This is a genomic window from Curtobacterium sp. MCBD17_034, from assembly GCF_003234515.1.
GTDB lineage: Bacteria > Actinomycetota > Actinomycetes > Actinomycetales > Microbacteriaceae > Curtobacterium.
The window spans coordinates 36,476-55,854 of sequence record NZ_QKTN01000005.1; the positions used below are offsets into that span (position 1 = coordinate 36,476).

At 74.2% G+C, this 19,379-nt stretch carries 19 protein-coding genes and 1 tRNA gene; 7 read left to right on the forward strand and 13 right to left on the reverse strand.

The genetic code is table 11. The features are described 5' to 3' along the window. Positions 1 to 118 precede the first annotated feature (118 nt). The gene (cofG, locus tag DEI92_RS10315) at positions 119 to 2,572 is read left to right on the forward strand and encodes a 7,8-didemethyl-8-hydroxy-5-deazariboflavin synthase CofG (RefSeq protein ID WP_111013579.1); all 2,454 of its coding nucleotides are present in this window, start codon (positions 119 to 121) and stop codon (positions 2,570 to 2,572) included. Next, the gene (locus DEI92_RS10320) at positions 2,569 to 4,077 is read left to right on the forward strand and encodes an NAD(P)/FAD-dependent oxidoreductase (RefSeq protein ID WP_220037491.1); all 1,509 of its coding nucleotides are present in this window, start codon (positions 2,569 to 2,571) and stop codon (positions 4,075 to 4,077) included. The genes cofG and DEI92_RS10320 overlap by 4 nt, the downstream gene beginning before the upstream one ends. A gap of 14 nt (positions 4,078 to 4,091) precedes the next feature. On the opposite strand, the gene DEI92_RS10325 is transcribed toward DEI92_RS10320, so the two are convergent. The 5 genes from DEI92_RS10325 to cofD all read right to left on the reverse strand — a co-directional run bounded on the left by DEI92_RS10325 (position 4,092) and on the right by cofD (position 9,228). Next, positions 4,092 to 5,630: a reverse transcriptase family protein gene (locus DEI92_RS10325; RefSeq protein ID WP_111013435.1), complete on the reverse strand. Its 1,539-nt coding sequence runs from the start codon at positions 5,628 to 5,630 to the stop codon at positions 4,092 to 4,094. Between the two features lie 43 nt (positions 5,631 to 5,673). Further along, on the reverse strand, positions 5,674 to 6,255 hold the full coding sequence (cofC, locus tag DEI92_RS10330; protein WP_111013436.1) for a 2-phospho-L-lactate guanylyltransferase: 582 nt from the start codon (positions 6,253 to 6,255) through the stop codon (positions 5,674 to 5,676). Next, on the reverse strand, positions 6,252 to 7,088 hold the full coding sequence (cofE, locus tag DEI92_RS10335; RefSeq protein ID WP_258370162.1) for a coenzyme F420-0:L-glutamate ligase: 837 nt from the start codon (positions 7,086 to 7,088) through the stop codon (positions 6,252 to 6,254). Before cofE ends, cofC begins: the two co-directional genes overlap by 4 nt. Further along, positions 7,085 to 8,056, reverse strand: coding sequence for a TIGR03557 family F420-dependent LLM class oxidoreductase (locus tag DEI92_RS10340; RefSeq protein WP_111009641.1), 972 nt, complete (start codon positions 8,054 to 8,056; stop codon positions 7,085 to 7,087). The genes cofE and DEI92_RS10340 overlap by 4 nt, the downstream gene beginning before the upstream one ends. 155 nt (positions 8,057 to 8,211) lie before the next feature. Then, positions 8,212 to 9,228: a 2-phospho-L-lactate transferase gene (cofD, locus tag DEI92_RS10345; RefSeq protein WP_111009571.1), complete on the reverse strand. Its 1,017-nt coding sequence runs from the start codon at positions 9,226 to 9,228 to the stop codon at positions 8,212 to 8,214. 337 nt (positions 9,229 to 9,565) lie between these two features. Here cofD and DEI92_RS10350 point away from each other — a divergent pair, with 337 nt between their 5' ends. Together DEI92_RS10350 and DEI92_RS10355 are read left to right on the forward strand one after the other, a co-directional pair. Then, on the forward strand, positions 9,566 to 10,402 hold the full coding sequence (locus DEI92_RS10350; RefSeq protein WP_111013438.1) for a DUF2382 domain-containing protein: 837 nt from the start codon (positions 9,566 to 9,568) through the stop codon (positions 10,400 to 10,402). Between the two features lie 149 nt (positions 10,403 to 10,551). Then, positions 10,552 to 10,902, forward strand: a complete 351-nt coding sequence (locus tag DEI92_RS10355) for a hypothetical protein (RefSeq protein ID WP_111013439.1) — start codon at positions 10,552 to 10,554, stop codon at positions 10,900 to 10,902. Positions 10,903 to 10,918: 16 nt separating this feature from the next. On the opposite strand, the gene DEI92_RS10360 is transcribed toward DEI92_RS10355, so the two are convergent. Genes DEI92_RS10360 through DEI92_RS10380 form a run of 5 tightly spaced genes read right to left on the reverse strand, consistent with a single transcriptional unit; the run spans position 10,919 to position 16,620 of the window. After that, positions 10,919 to 12,067, reverse strand: coding sequence for an FAD-binding oxidoreductase (locus DEI92_RS10360; RefSeq protein WP_111013440.1), 1,149 nt, complete (start codon positions 12,065 to 12,067; stop codon positions 10,919 to 10,921). A 41-nt stretch (positions 12,068 to 12,108) separates the two neighbouring features. Next, positions 12,109 to 13,029 (reverse strand): endo alpha-1,4 polygalactosaminidase, encoded by a 921-nt coding sequence (locus DEI92_RS10365; RefSeq protein ID WP_111013441.1) that lies wholly within the window; start codon positions 13,027 to 13,029, stop codon positions 12,109 to 12,111. Positions 13,030 to 13,058: 29 nt separating this feature from the next. Continuing rightward, complete coding sequence (locus tag DEI92_RS10370; protein ID WP_111013442.1) at positions 13,059 to 14,396, reverse strand: alpha-amylase family protein; 1,338 nt, start codon at positions 14,394 to 14,396, stop codon at positions 13,059 to 13,061. A gap of 60 nt (positions 14,397 to 14,456) precedes the next feature. Beyond that, on the reverse strand, positions 14,457 to 15,149 hold the full coding sequence (locus tag DEI92_RS10375; protein ID WP_258370163.1) for a response regulator transcription factor: 693 nt from the start codon (positions 15,147 to 15,149) through the stop codon (positions 14,457 to 14,459). Further along, complete coding sequence (locus DEI92_RS10380) at positions 15,142 to 16,620, reverse strand: sensor histidine kinase (RefSeq protein WP_111013443.1); 1,479 nt, start codon at positions 16,618 to 16,620, stop codon at positions 15,142 to 15,144. The genes DEI92_RS10375 and DEI92_RS10380 overlap by 8 nt, the downstream gene beginning before the upstream one ends. Positions 16,621 to 16,838: 218 nt before the next feature. Here DEI92_RS10380 and DEI92_RS10385 point away from each other — a divergent pair, with 218 nt between their 5' ends. Further along, entirely contained in the window at positions 16,839 to 17,090 is a 252-nt protein-coding gene (locus DEI92_RS10385; protein WP_220035635.1) for an SHOCT domain-containing protein, read from the forward strand. 46 nt (positions 17,091 to 17,136) lie between these two features. On the opposite strand, the gene DEI92_RS10390 is transcribed toward DEI92_RS10385, so the two are convergent. Both DEI92_RS10390 and DEI92_RS10395 read right to left on the reverse strand, forming a co-directional pair. Beyond that, positions 17,137 to 17,589, reverse strand: a complete 453-nt coding sequence (locus DEI92_RS10390; protein WP_111013444.1) for a MarR family winged helix-turn-helix transcriptional regulator — start codon at positions 17,587 to 17,589, stop codon at positions 17,137 to 17,139. Positions 17,590 to 17,792: 203 nt separating this feature from the next. Further along, positions 17,793 to 17,868, reverse strand: a tRNA-Lys gene (locus DEI92_RS10395). Positions 17,869 to 17,967: 99 nt separating this feature from the next. Here DEI92_RS10395 and bcp point away from each other — a divergent pair. Then, complete coding sequence (gene bcp, locus DEI92_RS10400; RefSeq protein WP_111009565.1) at positions 17,968 to 18,438, forward strand: thioredoxin-dependent thiol peroxidase; 471 nt, start codon at positions 17,968 to 17,970, stop codon at positions 18,436 to 18,438. 10 nt (positions 18,439 to 18,448) lie between these two features. Here bcp and DEI92_RS10405 read toward each other — a convergent pair whose 3' ends face one another. After that, entirely contained in the window at positions 18,449 to 18,823 is a 375-nt protein-coding gene (locus DEI92_RS10405; protein WP_111009564.1) for a hypothetical protein, read from the reverse strand. A 304-nt stretch (positions 18,824 to 19,127) separates the two neighbouring features. Here DEI92_RS10405 and DEI92_RS10410 point away from each other — a divergent pair, with 304 nt between their 5' ends. Continuing rightward, complete coding sequence (locus DEI92_RS10410; RefSeq protein WP_066515941.1) at positions 19,128 to 19,376, forward strand: WhiB family transcriptional regulator; 249 nt, start codon at positions 19,128 to 19,130, stop codon at positions 19,374 to 19,376. Positions 19,377 to 19,379 lie beyond the last annotated feature (3 nt).

Consider the following 19,379-nt stretch of genomic DNA (forward strand, 5'->3'; position numbering starts at 1 on the left):
GGACGGCGGCGCCCGCCAGCCCGGCTAGCATCGGTGGAGTCACCGATCGGGCCTCGATTTGGGTCCGGGGTGCTCCGTCGAGCACCGGTCCGCCGCCCACGCCGTCCGGGAGCCCGCCATGACCGTGCCCACATCCGTGCCCGTCCCCACCGCCGTCCCGATCCCGGACCGGCGCGCCCCCGGTTCCCCGGCGCTCGACCGGGCCCTCGATCGCGCCGAGTCGGACGAGCCGATCGACGTGGACGACGCCACCGCCCTGCTCGGAGCCCGCGGTCGCGACCTCGACCGCCTGCTCGCCGTGGCCTCCCGGATCCGGGACGCCGGACTCGAGCGTGCCGGACGCGCCGGCGTCATCACCTACTCGAAGAAGGTGTTCCTGCCGATCACGCAGCTGTGCCGCGATCGCTGCCACTACTGCGTCTTCGTCGACACCCCCGGGGGCCTCGCCACGCGCGGCATCCCGACGTACATGGAGCCGGAGGCGATCCTCGCGATCGCCCGTGCGGGTGGGGACATGGGCTGCAAGGAGGCCCTGTTCACGCTCGGCGACCGCCCGGAGGACCGCTGGCGTGCGGCGCGCACGTGGCTCGCGGACCACGGGTACGACTCGACGCTCGACTACGTGCACGCGATGGCACGACTCGTCCGGGAGGAGACCGGGCTGGTCCCGCACCTCAACCCGGGCGTGATGTCCTGGGCCGAGATGCAGCGCCTCCGTCCGGTCGCGGGCTCCATGGGGATGATGCTCGAGACGACCGCGACGCGGCTGTGGTCCGAGCCCGGCGGCGTGCACCACGGGTCCCCCGACAAGGACCCTGCGCTGCGGCTCCGGGTCATCGAGGACGCCGGACGCTCCCGCATCCCGTTCACCACGGGCGTCCTGCTCGGGATCGGCGAGGACCACCACGACCGCGCCGAGGCCCTGTTCGCCATCCGCGGGCTGCACGAGCGGTACGGGCACGTGCAGGAGACCATCGTCCAGAACTTCCGCGCGAAGCCCCGGACGGCGATGCAGAACGAACCGGACCTCGGTCTCGTCGAGTACGTCGCCGCCGTGGCCGTCGCGCGCGTCGTGATGGGGCCGGACACCACCGTGCAGGCGCCGCCGAACCTCACCGACGCGGCCGAGCTCGACCTGCTCGTGCGCGCGGGCGTCGACGACTGGGGCGGCGTCAGTCCGCTCACCGCCGACCACGTCAACCCGGAGCGGCCGTGGCCGGAACTCGACACGCTCGCGGACCTCACCGCCCGGTCCGGGTACACGCTCCGCGAGCGACTCACCGCCCACCCGCGGTACCTGGCCGACGCCGACCGCTGGCTCGACGACGCCGTCCGACCTGCCCTGGAGGCCCTGCAGGATCCCGTCACCCGGCTCGCGGACGAGCAGGCACCCGTCCGCGGTCGGTCCGTCACCCGCGACGACGGCACGCCGGTGCGACTCGGGCGCGACGCGGCGGCACCGCCCGTCGGCGACGCCCGGGTCGACGCCGCGCTCGCCGCAGCGACGGTCGCGGTGCACACCGATCCGTCCACGATCACCGACGAGGACGCGGCCGTGCTCCTCACGGCCCGTGACGCGCAGCTCGACGCGCTCGCCGAGCTCGCCGACCGTGTGCGGGCCGCGGCGGGACTCGACGCCGTGACCCACGTCGTGAACCGCAACATCGACACCGCGCGGCTCGTCGGGGACGACCACGAGGCCGGGAAGGGGGACGGTCTGAGCGTCGACGACGTCGCAGCACTGGCCGCCGAGGCGGCGGCGCTCGGCGCGACCGAGGTGTGTCTGCAGGGACGACCCGACCCGGCCCTCCCGGCTGCCGTGTACACCGACGTCGTCCGCGCGGTCCGTCGCGCGGCCCCCGCCCTGTCGGTGCACGCCTTCCGGCCACCCGAGCTCGTCGACGGCGCGGCCCGTGCGGGGGTCGACCTGCCCGGGTTCCTCCGGATGCTCCGGGACGCCGGCGTGACGAGCGTGCCCGGCACGGCCGCCCGTGTCCTCGACGACGACGTGCGCGCCGTGCTGAGCGAGGGGCAGGACCCACCGGCGACGACCTGGTCCGAGACGATCAGCGCCGCGCACGCGGCCGGTCTGCCCTCGACCGCGACCCTGGTCTACGGGCACGTCGAGACGCCCGAACAGGTCGTCGCGCACCTCCGGACGATCGCGCGCGTGCAGGACCGCACCGGCGGGTTCACCGAGTTCATCCCGATGCCCTTCGTCCCGGCGGACGCACCCGCCGCGGTCGCGGCGGTCGCCGGGCCCGGTCCGACACCGTCGGAGTCCCGCGCGGTCATCGCGGTCGCACGGCTGCTGCTCGCGGGGCGGATCGACCACGTGCAGGCGGCGTGGACGAAGCTCGGGCTCGCGACGGCGGCCGACGTGCTCCGAGGTGGCGCGGACGACGTCGGCGGCGTCCTGCTCGACGGCGCGCTCCGACCGTCAGCCGGCCCGGAGGCGGGCCTCGTGCTCGAACGGCGGGACCTCGAGGCCCTCGCGGCAGCCGCGGGACGTCCCCTGCGGGAGCGACGGACGGACTACGGGGCCGTGACGGGCGAGGGCTCCCCCGCGTGACCGGGCCGGTCGCACCGTCGCCCTGGCACACCCTGCCCGCCGTGGTCGACACGGTCGTGGTCGGGGCCGGCATCGGCGGGATCGCGGTGGCGTCCGGCCTGTTGCGGGCGGGACACCGGGACCTCGTCGTCCTCGAGCGCGCGGACGACGTCGGCGGGACGTGGCGTGACAACGTCTACCCCGGCGTGGCATGCGACATCCCCGCCCGTCTCTACGCGTTCTCGTTCCGCCCGAACCCCGACTGGAGCCGCCGGTTCGCGCCCGGCGCGGAGATCCAGGCATACCTGCAGGGCGTGGCCCGCGCCGAGGGCGTGACGCCCCACGTGCGCTTCGGCACCGAACTGCTCGACGCGCGGTGGCACGAGGGACCCGAGGACGCGGCCGGCTGGGTCCTCACCACGAGCCGCGGGGTGGTCCGGTGCCGCTCGCTGGTCCTCGCGGCCGGCCGGCTGTCGGAACCCCGGCTGCCGGCCGTGCCGGGGCTCGATCGGTTCCCCGGCACCGTCGTCCACAGCAGCGCGTGGGACCCGAAGACGTCGGTGGCGGGCGCGCGGGTCGCGGTGATCGGTACCGGTGCATCGGCGGTGCAGCTCGTGCCGCACGTGGCGGTCGAGGCGGCACGGACGGTCGTGTTCCAACGCTCGGCGCCCTACGTCGTCCCGCGGAACGACGAGGCGGTGCCGACGACGGAGCGCGAGCACGCCGCGGCCGACCCGGCGTTCCTCGCGCGCGAGCGCGCGACGCTGTTCGACCAGGCCGAGGCTGGGCACGTCGCCCGCCGCGCTCCCGGTGCCGCCCGCGACGCCCTGCGTCGGCTCGCGCTCGACCACCTCGCCGCGCAGGTGCCCGACCCGGCGATGCGACGCGCGCTCACCCCGGACCACGAGATCGGGTGCAAGCGGGTCCTGCTCTCGGACGACTACTACCCGGCGCTGGCGTCCGGTCGCGCCGTGCTCGAGTCGTCGGCGCTCGTCGCGGTGGACGACACGGAGGCCGTCGCCGACTCGGGGCGCCGGCACCCGGTCGACGTGATCGTGCTCGCGACGGGCTTCGCCGCCACCGAACCGCCCGTCGCCCGACGCGTGCGGGGCCGCGACGGCCTGTTGCTCGCCGATCACTGGGGCGGCGGGATGACGGCCTGGGCGACGACCCTGGTGGCCGGGTTCCCCAACCTGTTCGTCGTCGACGGGCCCAACGCGGCGCTCGGCCACAACAGCGCCGTCGACATGATCGAGACGCAGGCACGGTTCGTCGTCGCGGTCCTGCGACGCGCGCGGGCCGACGGTGCGCGCACAGTCGAGGTGGACCCCGACGCCGAGCGCCGGTGGACCGCGGACCTCGACGCGATGGCCGCGGGCACGGTCTGGCTGACCGGCGGATGCCGCAGCTGGTACGTCGACGAGCGGAGCGGCCGGCTCACCCTGCTCTGGCCGGGGACGGCGCGCGCGTTCCGGCGGACCCTCGAGCGGTTGGCCACCCAGCCGCTCCCCCGACGAGCGGCCTGAGACGCATCGCGCGCTCACCACGCGATCCGTTCGAACTCTGCTCGCAACGCCGCTCCGCGCGCCGGGTGCACCTGCTCCACCCAGCCGACCCGTCCCTCCAGATGGGCGCGGAAGTCGGCGTGGTCGCCGCGGTCCTGCGACGCCGGTCCGTACCGCACGCAGTTGTGCAGGACCGCTCGGAGGCGGTCGAGCTCGCGTCGGCCGACGCCGGGCACCGCGTTCACGACCACGCCCGTGACCGACTGGCGGACCCCCTGCCGCCGCACGCGCGTCTTCCGGGGGTTCAGCGCGTGCCCCTCGTCGGCGACGATCCGGTCGACGCCGCGCAGGAACGCGTCGGGTCGCGCGGCGATCGCGCCGTCGCCGCTGAACGCCAGGTCGTCCGCGTACCGCGTGTAGACGGCGTCCGCGGCCTGCGCCCACCCGGCGAGCCGGGCGTCGAGTCGGCGGAGCGACAGGTTCGCCAGCGCCGGCGAGGACGGCGCACCCTGCGGCAGGTGTGGCGTGGCGAGGGCCTGGCGGAGCGCCCACCGCTCGTCGAGGTCCCCGCCCGGCGGCATCGCGCGGAGCACCGCGTCCGGCACGACGTGCGTGCACAGTCCGGTGAGCACGTGCGCCACGGGTTCGGCGTACCCGACCCGGCGGAAGATCCCGTACACGCGGGAGGCCGGGACGGCCGCGAAGAAGGACACGAGGTCGGCACTCACGACGACGTCGTGCCCGACGTGGACCTCGGCACCGGACAACGCGCTGCGACCGCGCACGAAGCCGTGCACCGCGTCGGACAGCGGGAGGGGCGCCAACACCTGGTCGAGCACCACCCGCTGCATCGTCCGGAGCTGGTGGAGCGGCGCCTCGAGCAACCGTGGGGTCCGTCCCGGGCGCTGGACCCACCGGTGCTCGTAGTGGTGGAGCGGACTCCCGGCCGGGACCCGACGGTTCCACCCGCGGGTGTCGGCGAACCAGAGCAGCCGCTCGGTGGTGACACCGAGCAGCGTCGCGAGATCGGGCAACGCGTCGACGACGGGAACGTGCGCCGCGACCGGAGCCGCGACCACGGGTGCGACCGTGCGCACCCGGAGCCGCACGGGCCGGCGGGCTGTGAGGCGTGCGAACGCCGCGGTGAACGAGCGGTCGGACGCGAGGACCCCGGCCAGCCGACGCGGCGCGTCCCGTGGGGCGCGCGGGTACACGGCGAGGACGGCCGCGACCGCGGGCTCGACCAGACCCGGACGGCGTCCGACCGTCGTGGTGCCGGCGGCCGAGAGCTCCGCGGGTCGCCACGCCGACGCGGCCAGGAAGGCGTCCGCGAGCGCGATCGCCGTCTCGACGAGACCGGCCGACCGCTCCGGGGCGACGAGCCGCGAGGTCGGTGGCGGGTCGGCGTGCTGGTGGTCCCCGGACGACTCGTCGTGCCGTTCGGGAGCGTCAGCGCGCGGAGCGCGCCCGAGCTCCTGAGGCGTGTGTTCCTGGTCGATCCGCGTGCCCCGGGGTAGCCCCGGAGAGGATGCAGCAGCGCGTGCTCCATCCGCCTCGCCCGGGGACCACCGCACGGGCTCACCATAGTGCGCAGCGGGTCGTCGTGGTGGTGCGGGATCAGGACCGGGCGAACGCCGCCAGCGTCCGCGGCCCCAGGCCGGACCCGAGGGCGGCCAGGTGCGCGCGGGTGTCCACGTCACGTCGGAGGCCGGTGAGGCCCGGCAGGTCGAGCTCCGTGTATCCCTGGGCCCGATGGGCGCGGGCGGAGCCGCGTCCGAACCGCGGGCGGTGGTCGTGGCCGTGGAGTGCCGTGAGCAGGACGGTGCCGGTCCCGTCGGCGTCCGGCAGCACCGCGCGCGGGTACGGTGCCGCCGCCGCGAGCGCGGCACGGAGCTGCGCCGCGTCGAGTGCGGGCAGGTCGCCCTGGAGGACTGCGGTCGGGCCGTGTGCGCACGTCGCGACGCCCGCGAGCACCGCGGCGTCGAGGCCGCGGCCCGGGTCCTCGACCACGGTGACGGCGAGGGCGTGGAACGCCGGCGCGGACGACGGGTGGGTCACGACCACGACCGGCGCGACCGTGGCGGCGACGGCGACCGTGTCGAGCGCGATGGCGAGGGCCTGCTCGGGCGTGGCCGCGAGTCGCGTCTTGGCCCCCGCCGTGCCCTTGACCGGGACGACGATCGTCCAGTCCGGGGTCACGGCACCTCGGTGGGCGGCAGGATCCGGTGGGTGCGGGTCTGCTGGGCCTGCTCGGCCGCGGCCGCGGCCGCTGCCAGACCGGCCTCGTAGCCGTCGCGGTGCGCCTCGGCGGAACCACGCCGGAACCAGTCGCGCTCGGCCGGGTACTGGAGCACCCGCGCGCCGGGCGCGTCGGCGTCGAGCAGGTGCCCGAGTCCGCGGACCACCGCGACCGGGAGGCCCGTCGCCTTGCCCTTGGCGAGGTCTGCCGCGGCGGCGATCTCGTCGCCGACCGCCGGAGCGGTCACCCCGAGTGGCCGTCCGCTCGCGTCGAGGGTCCCGGCGAGGTCGACGAGCAGCCGGACGCCACTCGCGCCGATCGCGACGTCGGTCTGCCCGGTGCGCCACGCCCGCCCGAGCGTGTCGGTGACGACCACGCCGAGGCGGAGGCCGAAGCGGGCCTCCAGGGCCGTGCGGATGCGGCGGGCGGAGGCGTCCGGGTCCTCCGGCAGACGGAGGACGGTGCCGTCGGCGGTGTTCGAGGCGTCGACCCCGGCGGCGGCACCGACGATGCCGAGCCGGTTCTCCACGATCCGGGTGACCCGCCCGTCGGGGGTGGGACGTTCGGCGACGACGCGGACGGTCTCCTCGGCGATCACGCGGTCACGATCGGCGGCGGGGGCCGTCCGCCCCTCGGCCTTCGACACGACCTTGCTCGTCACCGCGAGGACGTCGCCGTCGGCGAGCGCCTGCTCGGGGTCCGCGGCGATCGCGTCACCGATGAGCGCGGCGAGGTCGGCACCCGGAACGACCTCGGGCACGCCGCGGATGGCGAAGACGGTGAACCGGGTCACCTGGTCAGCTTCGGCAGGACCGCGTCGGAGAACACATCGATCCATTCTCGCTGGTTCCGCCCGACGTTGTGCAGGTAGATCCGGTCGAAGCCGAGGTCCGCGTACCGCTGCAACGCCCGGAGGTGCACGTCCGGGTCGCTCGAGATGACCATGCGGCCCTCGAAGTCCTCGGGGCGGACGAGCTTGGCCATCTGCTCGAACTCGAACGGCGAGCGGATGTCGGCCTTCGGGAACTTCATGCCGCCGTTCGGCCACTCGACCATCGCGTTCCGGAGCGCCTCCTCGTCGGTCGGCGCCCAGGACAGGTGCACCTGGAGGACGCGGGGCATGGTCGACGGGTCCTTGCCGGCCTCGCGCGCGCCCTCGTCGAACTTGGCGAACAGGCCCGCGATCTTCTCGAGCGGTGCCCCCACCGTGATGAGGCCGTCGACCGTCCGCCCGGCGCGCTTGGCGGTCACGGGACCGGCGGTGGCGACGAGGATCTCCGGCGGCACCTCGGGCATGGTCCACAGCCGGGTCGACTCGAGCTTGAAGAAGGTGCCGGAGTGCTTGACGTCCTTGCCCGCGGCCGAGGCCCGGAACAGCTTCTGCATGACGTCGATGGCCTCGAACATGCGGTTGATGCGTTCCGGCGTCTCGGGCCAGTACTGCCCGACGACGTGCTCGTTGAGCGCCTCGCCGGATCCGAGTCCGAGCCAGTGCCGGCCCGGGTACATGGCGGCGAGGGTCGCCGACGCCTGGGCCACCATCGCCGGGTGCCAGCGGAACGTCGGGGCCGTGACGCCGGGCCCCATGTCCCCCCGGGTCCGTTCGCCGATGGCGGTGAGCACGTTCCACACGAACGAACTCTGACCCTGCGCGGGGACCCACGGCTGGAAGTGGTCGGCGGCCATCACCCCCGAGAACCCGTGCTGCTCGGCGTACTCGCTCAGCGCGACGGCCTCGGTCGGGTGGAACTGCTCGAGCATGGCGGCGTAGCCGATGGTCGGTCCGGTCACGGGATGCGTCCTCCTGTCGTGGGGGCCCGTGCGCCTGATGCATCCGCGGTCCGGGCTCCGGCTCGATCGTACGGGCGGTCAGGTCATGACGCTGGCTGCGGATCCGCGACGACCATCCGCTCCGCTCACGCTCCCCGGGCCTCCAGCCCGAGCGCCAGCGCGGCCCGCGCCATGTCGGCCGTGGCGTCGTCGTCGGTCATCCAGAGCGGGACGGCCCGGGTCGGGAGCCCGTCGCGCTGCAGCTCGGCCGCGGCGTCCGCGTCGACCTCGTCGACGAGCCAGGCGTCGAGCAGCCCGCCGTCCCGCCGGGCGCCGTAGTGCCGTGCGATCCCCGCGGCCGTCGCCTCGACGCCGGCCACCGCACAGCAGACGTCCGCCATGCCACGCACGGGTCGACCTCCGATCACCGGGGCGACGCCGACCACCGGACCCCGGGCCGCGGCGAGCGCCTCGCGGACCCCTGGCACGCCGAGCATCGTGCCGATCGACACCACCGGGTTCGACGGCGCGAGGAGCACGACGTCGGCACCACGGATCGCCGCCGCTGCCGCCGCACTGACCGACGCCCGTTCGACGCCCTGCTGCACGAACCCGTGCGTGGGGATCGCGGCGCGGTGGCGCACCCACCACTCCTCGAAGTGGATGCGGTCCCGGGTGCCGTCGGGACGGTCGACGTCGACGAGGGTCGGGACCTCGTCGTCGGTCACGGGCAGGAGCGTGACGTCGAGGGCCCACCGCGCTGCCAGCCGCGCCGTGGCCCGGGTCAGGTCGTCGCCGTCGCGGAGCATCGCGGTGCGCGCGATGTGCGTGCCGAGGTCGAGGTCGCCGAGCGTGAACCACGGCCACCCCACGCCGTAGGCGGTGAGCTCGGCGCTGACGCGTTCGGACTCACCGGCACGCCCCCATCCGCGCTCGGTGTCGTTCGCGTCGGCGAGGGCGTACATGACGGAGTCGAGGTCGGGGCACACGCGCAGCCCGGTGAGCCAGAGGTCGTCACCCGTGTTCACCACGACGGTGACGTCGAGGTCCTGCTGCCGCGCGAGGTGCCGCACGCCGCGCGCGAACCGTCCCCCGCCGACGCCGCCGGCGAGCACGGTGACGGAACGGCGGGTGGGCACGGGTGTCGAGGTCGAGGAGGCCATGCGTCTGATCCTCCCAGGCACCGGGAACGCCAGGGAACGCGGATCGATCCTGCACGGATCAGCAACACGAGGAGCACGTCCCCCACATCGTCCGACATGCGTCGTGGTGCCGCGTCCCGGGCCGCAGAAGTGCGCGAACGGCTCCGTTTGTCCCCCGTTCGATGGGTGGCACCCGGACATGCGGGACGGCACGGCCGAGAACGCGTTGCATCGCCTGCGTCGACGTCAGCCCGTACGGCGCGTCGCGATCACACCGGCGCAGGGCCCCACGTCCACGCGCTCCAGAGCAGACCGAGAAGCAGACCCGAGAAGCACCACCGACATCAGGGAGAACGCGATGATCGACACCACCACCATGAACGACATCTTCGACGCGACGGTCATCGACCGCGACGGCGACAAGGTCGGCACCGTCAAGCAGGTCTACGTGGACCAGAACGACGGTCACCCGCTGTTCGCCAGCGTCTCGACGGGCCTCTTCGGCACCTCCGAGTCCTTCGTCCCGCTCGAGAACGCGGACTACAGCAACGGCACGCTCACCGTCGGGTACGACAAGGCCAGGATCAAGGACGCCCCGCGGGTGGACGCCGACGGCCAGCTCGGCATCGACGAGGAGAACACCCTGTTCTCGTACTACGGCATCACCGGCGGCACCGGCACGACGGACACCTACGCGGGCACGGACACCACCACGACCGGCACCGACACCACGGGCACGGTCGGCACCGGCACCACGGGCTTCGAGGGCGCCGGCCACGACACGTCCGGCCCCGACACCGACGACGCCATGACCCGTTCGGAGCAGCACCTCCAGGTCGGCACGCAGCAGGTCCAGACCGGCCGTGCGCGCCTCCGCAAGCACGTCGTCACCGAGCAGCAGAACGTCACCGTCCCCGTCCAGCACGAGGAGGTCCGACTCGAGCGCGAGCCGATCACCGACGCGAACGTCGGCGCCGCGACCGACGGCCCGGAGCTCAGCGAGGAGGAGCACGAGGTGACCCTCAGCGAGGAGCGCGTCGTCGTCGACAAGGAGACCGTGCCGGTCGAGCGCGTCCGCCTCGGCAAGGACACCGTCACCGAGCAGGAGAACGTGACCGAGGACGTCGCGCACGAGGAGATCGAGCTCGAGGGCGACGGCGGCACCACCGGCACGACGGGCACCACGCGGAGCTGACTCCGTAGCACCGTCACCACGACGACGGCCCGCCACCCCCTCGGTGGCGGGCCGTCGTCGTTCGTCGTGCGACGCGTCCGGACCGCACGGGACGTCGACCCCGAAGAGGGGCCTGCGCGGCACCTGGGAGGCGTCGGTACGGTCGCCGCATGGGGGAACTCCGTGACACCGCCGTCCCGTCCGAGCCCGCGGGAGCGGCGGCCCCGCCGTTCCGGTTCCGCCGCCCGCCCGGGTGGCCCGAACCGTCGGCGGAGTGGGTCGCCCTGCACCAACTGTGGGAGCCGCCGGAGGGCTGGTCCCCGGCACCGGGCCTCCCGGCCGCGGCACGCCGATGGCGCTTCTGGACGCGCGATCGCGCGGCGATGCTCGCGTTCCTCGGCCCGTCGTGGTCGACGGCCCGACGCGCCCTCACCGACGGCACGCCGACCACCGCGTTCGTCGGCGGCGTCGGCGGCGGGGACGCCGCGACGATCCGCGCGATCACCTGCGGCGGGGTCTGACCGGACGACCGGCGGATCAGCGCGCGTCGGTGCCAGGGACGCCAGCGCGTCCGGGCGCGGTGTGCTCGAGCTCGGGTGCCGGTTCCCCCAGCACCCACCGGGCCACGGCGTCACCCAGCAGCGGGCCCATCGTCAGTCCGGCCGCGCCGTAGCCCGTCGCGACGACGACGCCCGGCGTACCCGGCAGCGCACCGACGACCGGCATGGTGTCGTCGGGCAGGGGCCGCAGCCCGACCCGCGTCTCGATGAGCGTCGCGTCCGCGAGTCCCGGCGCGACCGCCAGCGCGTCCTGCAGGACCTGGAGCTGCCCGGCCGCGGTGACGCGTGGGTCGAACCCGCTGTCGGTCTCGCGGGTCGCGCCGACGGCGACGCGCGAGTCGTCGAACGCCACGAGGTAGTGGTGCGACAACGGGTGGACGGAGGGCCAGGCGGACGTGTCGACGCCCTCGACGCGGAGGTGCGTGATCTGACCGCGCTGCGGTGCGACCGGGACGGCGGCACCCGTGGATGCGAGGAGGTCCCGTGACCACGCGCCCGCGGCGACCACGACGACGTCCGCCGTCGTGTCCGCGCCGTCGACGTCGACCAGCGGCCGGCCCTGCACGACGCGCACCGACCGGACGCGGCCGCCCCGCCGCACCGCGCCGAGGCGCTCGGCCGCCAGGAGGAGCGCATCACGGAGCGTGCGGCCGTCCACGCGTCCGCCGCCCTCGATGAAGAGCGCGTCGAGTCCCGCGGCGAGCGGAGGGAAGCGTCGTCGGGCCTCGGCGTTCGTGATGCGCTCCACCGCGCCGACGACCGACCCGGCGACGGCCGCCCGCGACCGGACCCGGGCCTCCGCCGCGTCCAGGAGGGCCGGGTCGGCGTTGACGACGAGCGCACCGCTCCGACGGTGGTCGGTCCGGGTCACGCCGACGCCGGCGAGCTGCGCGAGCAGGTTCGGGTAGAACGCGGCGCCCGCCGCGTAGAGGTCGAGGAACGGCCCGTCGACCGCGGACGACCAGGGCTGCAGGATCCCCGCACTCGCCGCGGTCGCCTGCCCGGTCGCGCCGTCGTCGACGACCGTCACGGCCACCCCACGGCGCGCCAGGGCGAACGCGGTGGCGGCGCCGGCGATCCCGGCTCCGATCACGAGGGCGGTGGCGGTGGTGTGGGAGCGGGGCACGGAGCGGCTTCCTGTCGGCGGGCGGGGGCGCGACGATGCTCTCACGAGCCGGCGACGAGGCAGCGCCGGTACCGGTACGCCGCGTGCGAGGGCGTGACGAGGTCACGATCGCGGAGGATCGTCATGCGCGGCCGCGACGCGGAACGGCAGGCGGCGGCGAACGTCGTGCGGAGCGCGTCGCTGTACTCGACGTCGATCACCCGTCCGCCGTACACGCGGGTGTACGCACGGCACTCGTCGTAGCGCACGCACTCCTCGGCGACGGCGAAGTCGAAGCCCGCGACGTCCCGCCCCCGCGTGCCGAGGCCCGGCGCGTTCTTCTGCCCCGCGGCGAGGCCGTCCCGGTGCGCCACGTCGACCAGGAGCGCGGCGGTGGCGAGGGCGTCAGCGCGGCTGAGGCGCCCGCGCGAGCGCGTCCACGAGTCGAGGTTGTCGAACTCGACGGCGTCGAACCCACGACGTGCACAGCGGTCCACGGTGCGGGACAGGACCCGGACGACGTCTCGACGGTGCGCCGCGGTCCCGGTGTCCAGGAGGACCTCGTCCGGCCACCCGGGATCGCTGACCGGTTTCCCCGATGCGGTCCGGAGGAGGTCCCTCGGGTGCTCGCGCCGCCACCACGCGGTGTCCTGGGGCTGGGTCTGGAACCCGTTGACGTAGCAGATCCCGTACGTGCCCGGTGCCGGATGCGCGGTGCTGTCCCGTTCGACGATCGTGACGCCGGCGGGCGGACGGTAGGCGCCGCCGAGCTGGTAGTCCGGGCGCCCGCGGGTCGGGAACGGCCGGACCGGCGGGGACGAACGCGTCGCGGTGGACGCGGGTGCCGCGACGGCGAGCCTCCCGACGCCGGGCCCCCCGACGCCGAGCCTCCCGATGGCGGCCGACGCGGGTCGGTCCGACGGCGCGGCGGACGCCACGGACGGGGCGACCACCCAGCCGGCCACGACGAGCACGGCGGCCATGCAGGCTCGCCCGAAGACGCGACGAGCGGTCACCCGCCGAGCACCGCCCAACCGGAGGCCGCCAGCCGGACGCGACCGTGGTCGACCTCGCCCGCCCCCGCCTCGACCGTGGTCGACCCGGCAGCGGGCAGCGACACCGCCTCGTCGCCGATGTTGAGCGCGGTGACGACCGCGTCCGTGCCGATCGCCGTCCGGAGCACGATCGCCGTGTTCTCGAGGTGCACGATGTCCGTGTGCGCGCGGTGCAGCCACGGGTGGCGACGCCGCACGGCGACGAGCGCCTGGTGCGTGCGGAACGCGTCCCGGCCCTCCGGATCGAGGTCGGCCGGAGCCGGTGGCACGGGTGGGAACGCCGGGCGCACGGCGTCGTCGCCGCCGACCCGGGCCTCCTTGACGCCGCGGAAGGCGTACTCGTCGCCCGCGTACACACTCGGCACGCCGGCCACCGTGAACAGGACCGCGAGGGCGTGCGGCAGGTGCCGCGGACCGACCGCGGAGGTGATGCGCGTCACGTCGTGGTTACCGACGAACGTGCTCGGGACGAACGTCGACAGGAGCGCGTCGTGCCGGCGGATCGCGTGTGCGAGCTCGTGGCAGTTGCCGTCCGCGATGCCGTGCCAGATGCCCTGCCACAGCTCGTACTGGGTGACCGAGTCCATGGTCGAGGCCCGCACGACGGCAGCGGCGTCACCGTGGATCACCTCACCCGAGAACCAAGCGTCCGGGTGCCGCTCTCGCACGCGGGGCAACACCGCCGCCCAGAACGCGGGCGGCACGGCGTACGCGGCGTCGAGGCGCCAGCCGTCCACGCCGCGGTCGAGCCAGTGGGTCATGACGTCGACGACCAGGTCGACGGTCGCCGAGGAGCCGTGGTCGAGGGCGACGAGTTGGTCGTGTCCCTCGAACACGTCCGCGTCGACGCGGTCACCGGGACGCCACCCGTCCCAGCGCACGCGGAACAGTCCGGCGGTCGGGGCCGCGGGTCCGTCCTCCTCGAGCGCTCGGAACGCCGGATGCGCGCGCCCCACGTGGTTGAACACCCCGTCGAGCAGCACCCGGACGCCGCGGTCGTGCGCCGTGGCGACGAGACGGAGGAGGTCGTCCTCGTCCCCGAGCCGCGGGTCCACCCGGAAGTGGTCGAGCGTGTCGTAGCCGTGCGTCGACGACGCGAACACCGGTCCCAGCGCGATGCCGTTCAGCCCGAGGTCGACGACGTGGTCGAGCCACGCCTCGAGTCGGCCGAGCCGGTGCTCGACCGGGCGTTCCCGTGCCGACGGCGCGGGGGCCTCCGGCGGACGGATGTCGGCACCGACGAACCCCAACGGGTACACGTGCCACCAGAGGGCGTGCTCCACCCAGGACGTCATCGACCACCTCCGGTTCGTCGGCCTGGTCGACCCTACCGATCCGCGCTGGGGGCCACGCGGTCAGGAGCCGGACCAGCCGGGTGCGACGAGGCCCGTCTCGTAGGCGAACACGACGAGCTGCGCCCGGTCCCGTGCGCCGAGCTTCACCATCGCCCGGCTCACGTGTGACTTCGTCGTCGCAGGGCTGATGAACAGGCGTTGTGCGATCTCGCTGTTCGACAGTCCCCCGGCGACCCAGCGCATGACCTCGCGCTCCCGGTCGGTCAACCGGTCGAGTGCAGGGGTCAGTTCCGCCGGGGTGGCGTGCGTGGCGAAGGCGGCGACGAGGGACCGGGTCGCCCCCGGCGAGAGCAACGAGTCACCCGCGACCACCGTCCGGATCGCGCGGAGGAGCTCGGCCGGCTCGGTGTCCTTGACCAGGAACCCGGCCGCTCCGCCTCGGATCGCCTCGAACACGAAGGCGTCCTCCTCGAAGGTCGTGAGGACCACGACGCGCACGTCACGGAGCGCCGGGTCGGCACCGATGCGCCGCGTCGCCACGAGTCCGTCGACGCGGGGCATGCGGATGTCCATGAGCACGACGTCGGGGTGGTGTTCCACGGCGGCACGCACGGCGTCCTCGCCGTCGGCGGCCTCGGCGACGACGGTCATGTCGGGCTCGGACTCGACGAGCGCCCGCAGTCCGGCGCGGACGAGTGCCTGGTCGTCCGCGATCACCAACCGGAGCGGTGCCGCCTCGCTGGCGTCATCCACGGTGTGCCTCCTGTCCTCGCTCGAGGGCAGCGCTCCGTCGGTCCGAGATGTCCGTGCCCGTGCCCGTGGTCGTGGTCGTGGTCGTGGTCGTGCCGGTGGTCGGGAGCCGCGCGTGCACCCGCCATCCGCCACCGGTGACCGGGCCGGCTTCGAGCACGCCGCCGACCGCAGCCACCCGCTCCCGCATGCCGATGATGCCGTTGCCCGACGGACCGAGGCCGGCCTGGGCGCGGTCGAGGGTGTCCTGCGGGGCGTCCACCGAGGCCGACGCGGAGGACGCGGCTGACGCGGCCGGGTCCGGCTGTGCAGCAGTGCCCCTCCGCCCGCGCGCGTCGGGCAGGTCCTCCACGGTGACGTCGAGGACTTCCGCAGACGCGCCGACGACCACCGCGACACGATTCCACGGCGCGTGCTTCATGACGTTCGTCACCGACTCCTGCACGATGCGGAACGCCGTCCGATCCACGATGCGGTCGACGGCGCCGAGGTCGCCGTCGACGTCGAGGGTGACGTCGAGTCCGGCCGCCTCCGCGCGCAGGACGAGATCCCGGAGTCGATCGAGGCCGGGCACCGGGGACCGTTCGGGCACCACGACGCCCCCGTCCCCGGTCGCCTCGATCCCACTCCCGGTCGCCGCACCCGCGCCGCCGCTGTTCGTTCCCGCGTCCGGATCGTCCACCCTGCGGAGGACCCCGAGCACCGCGCGGAGCTCCACGAGGGCCTCGTGGCTGGCGTCGCGGATGCTCCTCAACGCGGCCCGGGTCGGGTCCGGCAGGTCGGCGCCGAGGTGCAGCGCCACCCCGGCCTGCAGGTTGATCAGCGACATGTTGTGCGCCACCGAGTCGTGCAGCTCGCGAGCGATGCGGACGCGTTCGTCCTCGGCGCGCCGCCGGACCGCTTCCGCGCGTGCGCGGCGGGCCTCGGCCGCGCGGAGCACGCGGACGCGAGCGAGCTCGCTGAGCGCGATCGTGAGTCCACCCCACGCGAGCATGACGGTGACCGTCCCCCAGGGCAGGACGGACGAACGCCCCGTCGCGAGGTCCACCCACGGGAGCACGAACGCGCCGATCGCCACCGCCGCGGCCGCGGAACGGCGACGACCCGACAGCCACGCGTTCACCGCCGCCATGGTGAGGGCCGCGACGAAGGGACCCCGCGGGCTCACGAGGACCGCGTAGCCGAGGGTCGTCGCCAGCGTCACGCCGAGGACGACGACCGGCCAACGCCACCGGAACGGCAGGACGACCACCGCAGCGACGAGCATCGCGATCGCGAGCGGACCGGGTGCCGCCACGACGGCCTCCCCCGTTCCCGGCCCCCACGGCGGTCCCGGATGAGCAGGCACGGTGCCGGGCGTCGGCCCGGTCCAGCGCGACAGGACGAGGGTGCCGACGAGTTGCAGTGCCGCCACCGGGAGCACCCTGCCGACGCGCGCGAACCGCCGCCGCCCGGTCTCGGTGGGTCTCCTCATGCCCGGAAGCCTAGGTGCCGACCGGGGCGCCGTCGTCCGCCCGGGGAGGTGTCCGTGGACTCCTCCCTCCGGCGTGATGCGTGTGGAGGAACGACCTCGGGTACTGCCGTCGGGAGCACGTCCAGGAGCGTCCCCCGAGCGGACGACAGGACGACCGCGGAGCAGGAGCCTGGACCGGTCGCACCAGCGACGCCCAGCCACCGACCGAGGAGGTCACCATGACACCCGCACTCACCGCACTCGCCGCCGCACCGTCCTGGCACGGCGGCCCGCCCATGGCCCCGTTCGCCGTGTTCCCCGTCGTGTTCCTCGCGACCCTCGTCGTGCTCGCCCTCGTGTTCGGGGTCCTCCGCCGCGGGCCGTGGCGCGCTCGCTCCGACGCCCGGGCCGTCCTCGCGGACCGGTTCGCGCGCGGCGAGATCGACGCGACGGAGTACCGGGCGCGGTCGTCCGAGCTCGACCGACGTTGACGCCGCGGCACCGTGACGCACGCCGCGGTCGCCGCCGGTCCCGGGACTACGTCCCGTCTCCGCCCGCGGCGGCCGCGTCGGACACGACGCCCTGCGCCTGCTCGAGCAGCCCGGTCGCGAGGTCGTTCAGCACGAGGTACAGCCCGGCCCGGTGCTCGGCGTCGACGGCCCGCATGACCCCCTCGTAGCGGCGCCGGATCTGCGTGACGACGGCCTGACCCGCGGGTTCGAGCGTGAGCAGGGACCCGCGCCGGTCGGCCGGGTTCGGGATCCGCTTGATGAACCCGCCCGCCACGAGTCGGTCGAGCATGCTCGTGACCGCACCGGAGGTCAGCTCGAGGAACCCGGCGACCTCGGTCGGCGTGGACCGGGCCGTGTCGTCGATGAGCACGAGCGCCCGCAGCGCGTTCTCGTGCACGCCCGCGAGGAGGCTCAGCTGCCGCATGAGCGCGGCGTTCGCCCGCTGTACGGAGGTGAACGCCGCGATGAGGTCGGACACGTCCTCGTCCGCTGTTCCCACCCGTCACCCCCCCCTTGCTCCCGCCCGGAGGTACGCACGCTACACCGAGTCCAGGTCGTCCTCGGCGCGACCCGCGAGCGCCGCGGTTGCCGGACGACGCCCCCGATCGAGGGGGACGACGGCCGCGCCTGGCAACGACGAAGCCCCGGACCTGCGGCTGATGCCGGGAGGTCCGGGGCTGGTGGTGCGCCCCCTGGGACTTGAACCCAGAACCCACTGATTAAGAGTCAGTTGCTCTGCCAATTGAGCTAGAGGCGCGTACCGTCGCGGCTCGCCGCAACGGAGAACAACAATAGCATGGGTCTCGGCCGCCACGGACCACGGGGCGCCGCCACCACGTCGCGCAAGGAGCACAGGATGACCGAACGTCTCGCCGCCGGGGCCGATGCCCCCGACTTCACCCTGCCGGACGAGCACGGCACGCCGACGAGCCTGCGCGACCTGCGGGGCCGCAAGGTCATCGTGTACTTCTACCCGGCCGCGTCGACGCCCGGATGCACGACCGAGGCCTGCGACTTCCGCGACAACATGAACTCCCTGCAGGGCGCCGGCTACACGGTGCTCGGCATCAGCAAGGACGACCTCCCCGCGCTGCAGCGGTTCAAGGACGAGCAGGCCCTGACCTTCCCGCTCCTGAGCGACCCGGACCTGACGGTCCACCGCGCGTACGGCGCGTACGGCGAGAAGAACCTCTACGGCAAGGTCACGACGGGCACGATCCGCTCGACGATCGTCGTCGACGAGGACGGCCGCGTGCAGCTGCCGCTCTACAACGTGAAGGCGACGGGGCACGTGGCCGCGCTGCGGAAGAAGCTCGGCCTGGACTGAGTCCCTGCCCTCAGCGCTCGAGGTCGCGGCGGGCGAGCACCGCCGTCGTCGCCGGTGCGAAGACGAGCACCAGGGCGAGCAGCGCTGGCAGGAGCAGCACCCACCCGATCGCCGGGACCCGGAACACGCCCTGGAACGCACCGACGGCGAGGGCGATCTGGAGGAACTGCCAGACGACGACCCCGCTCCGCACCCAGGAGCGGGCGCGGGCCAGTCCGAGCACCATCGCTCCCAGCCAGATCGCGGCGACGGCGGCGAGGACGATGAGCGCCAGACCGTTCACGACCGAGTCCGGCGGGGCGACCACGAGGTCGACGACGAGCACCACCGTGAGCACCGCCACGGCGAGGAACTCGAGCCCCACGACGACCGCGAGACCGAGCACGGTCGGCGTCCGGAATGCCGCGCGATCAGGTGATTCCCGATCAGCGGCACCCTCGGGGCGCTCCGGGCGTGGGGCATCCGACACAGCGTTCCTCCAGCTCTCGACCCTTGATTTGGCCATATCAGTATGGAACGATGTTCGAGGTCGATGGAACGCCACGATGACGTGTGCGCCTCCCGCAGAGTCTTTCTCTCCCCCACAGAGAATCCCCCCGCAGTGCTGCAGCCCAGCTGGCCCACGCCTGCACTTGATTCGCCACGGCCGTTCGTCGTGCGATTCGAAGCTATTTAAGGAGCATCAACACATGGATTGGCGTGACAAGGCCGCCTGCCTCACCGCGGACCCCGAGCTCTTCTTCCCGGTCGGGAACACCGGCCCGGCCGTCGACCAGATCGAGAAGGCGAAGTCGGTGTGCGCTCGGTGCACCGTCACCGAGACCTGTCTGCAGTACGCGCTCGAGACCTCGCAGGACTCGGGCGTCTGGGGCGGTCTGAGCGAGGACGAGCGTCGCGCGCTCAAGCGCCGCGCTGCCCGCGCACGTCGCGCCTCCTGACCG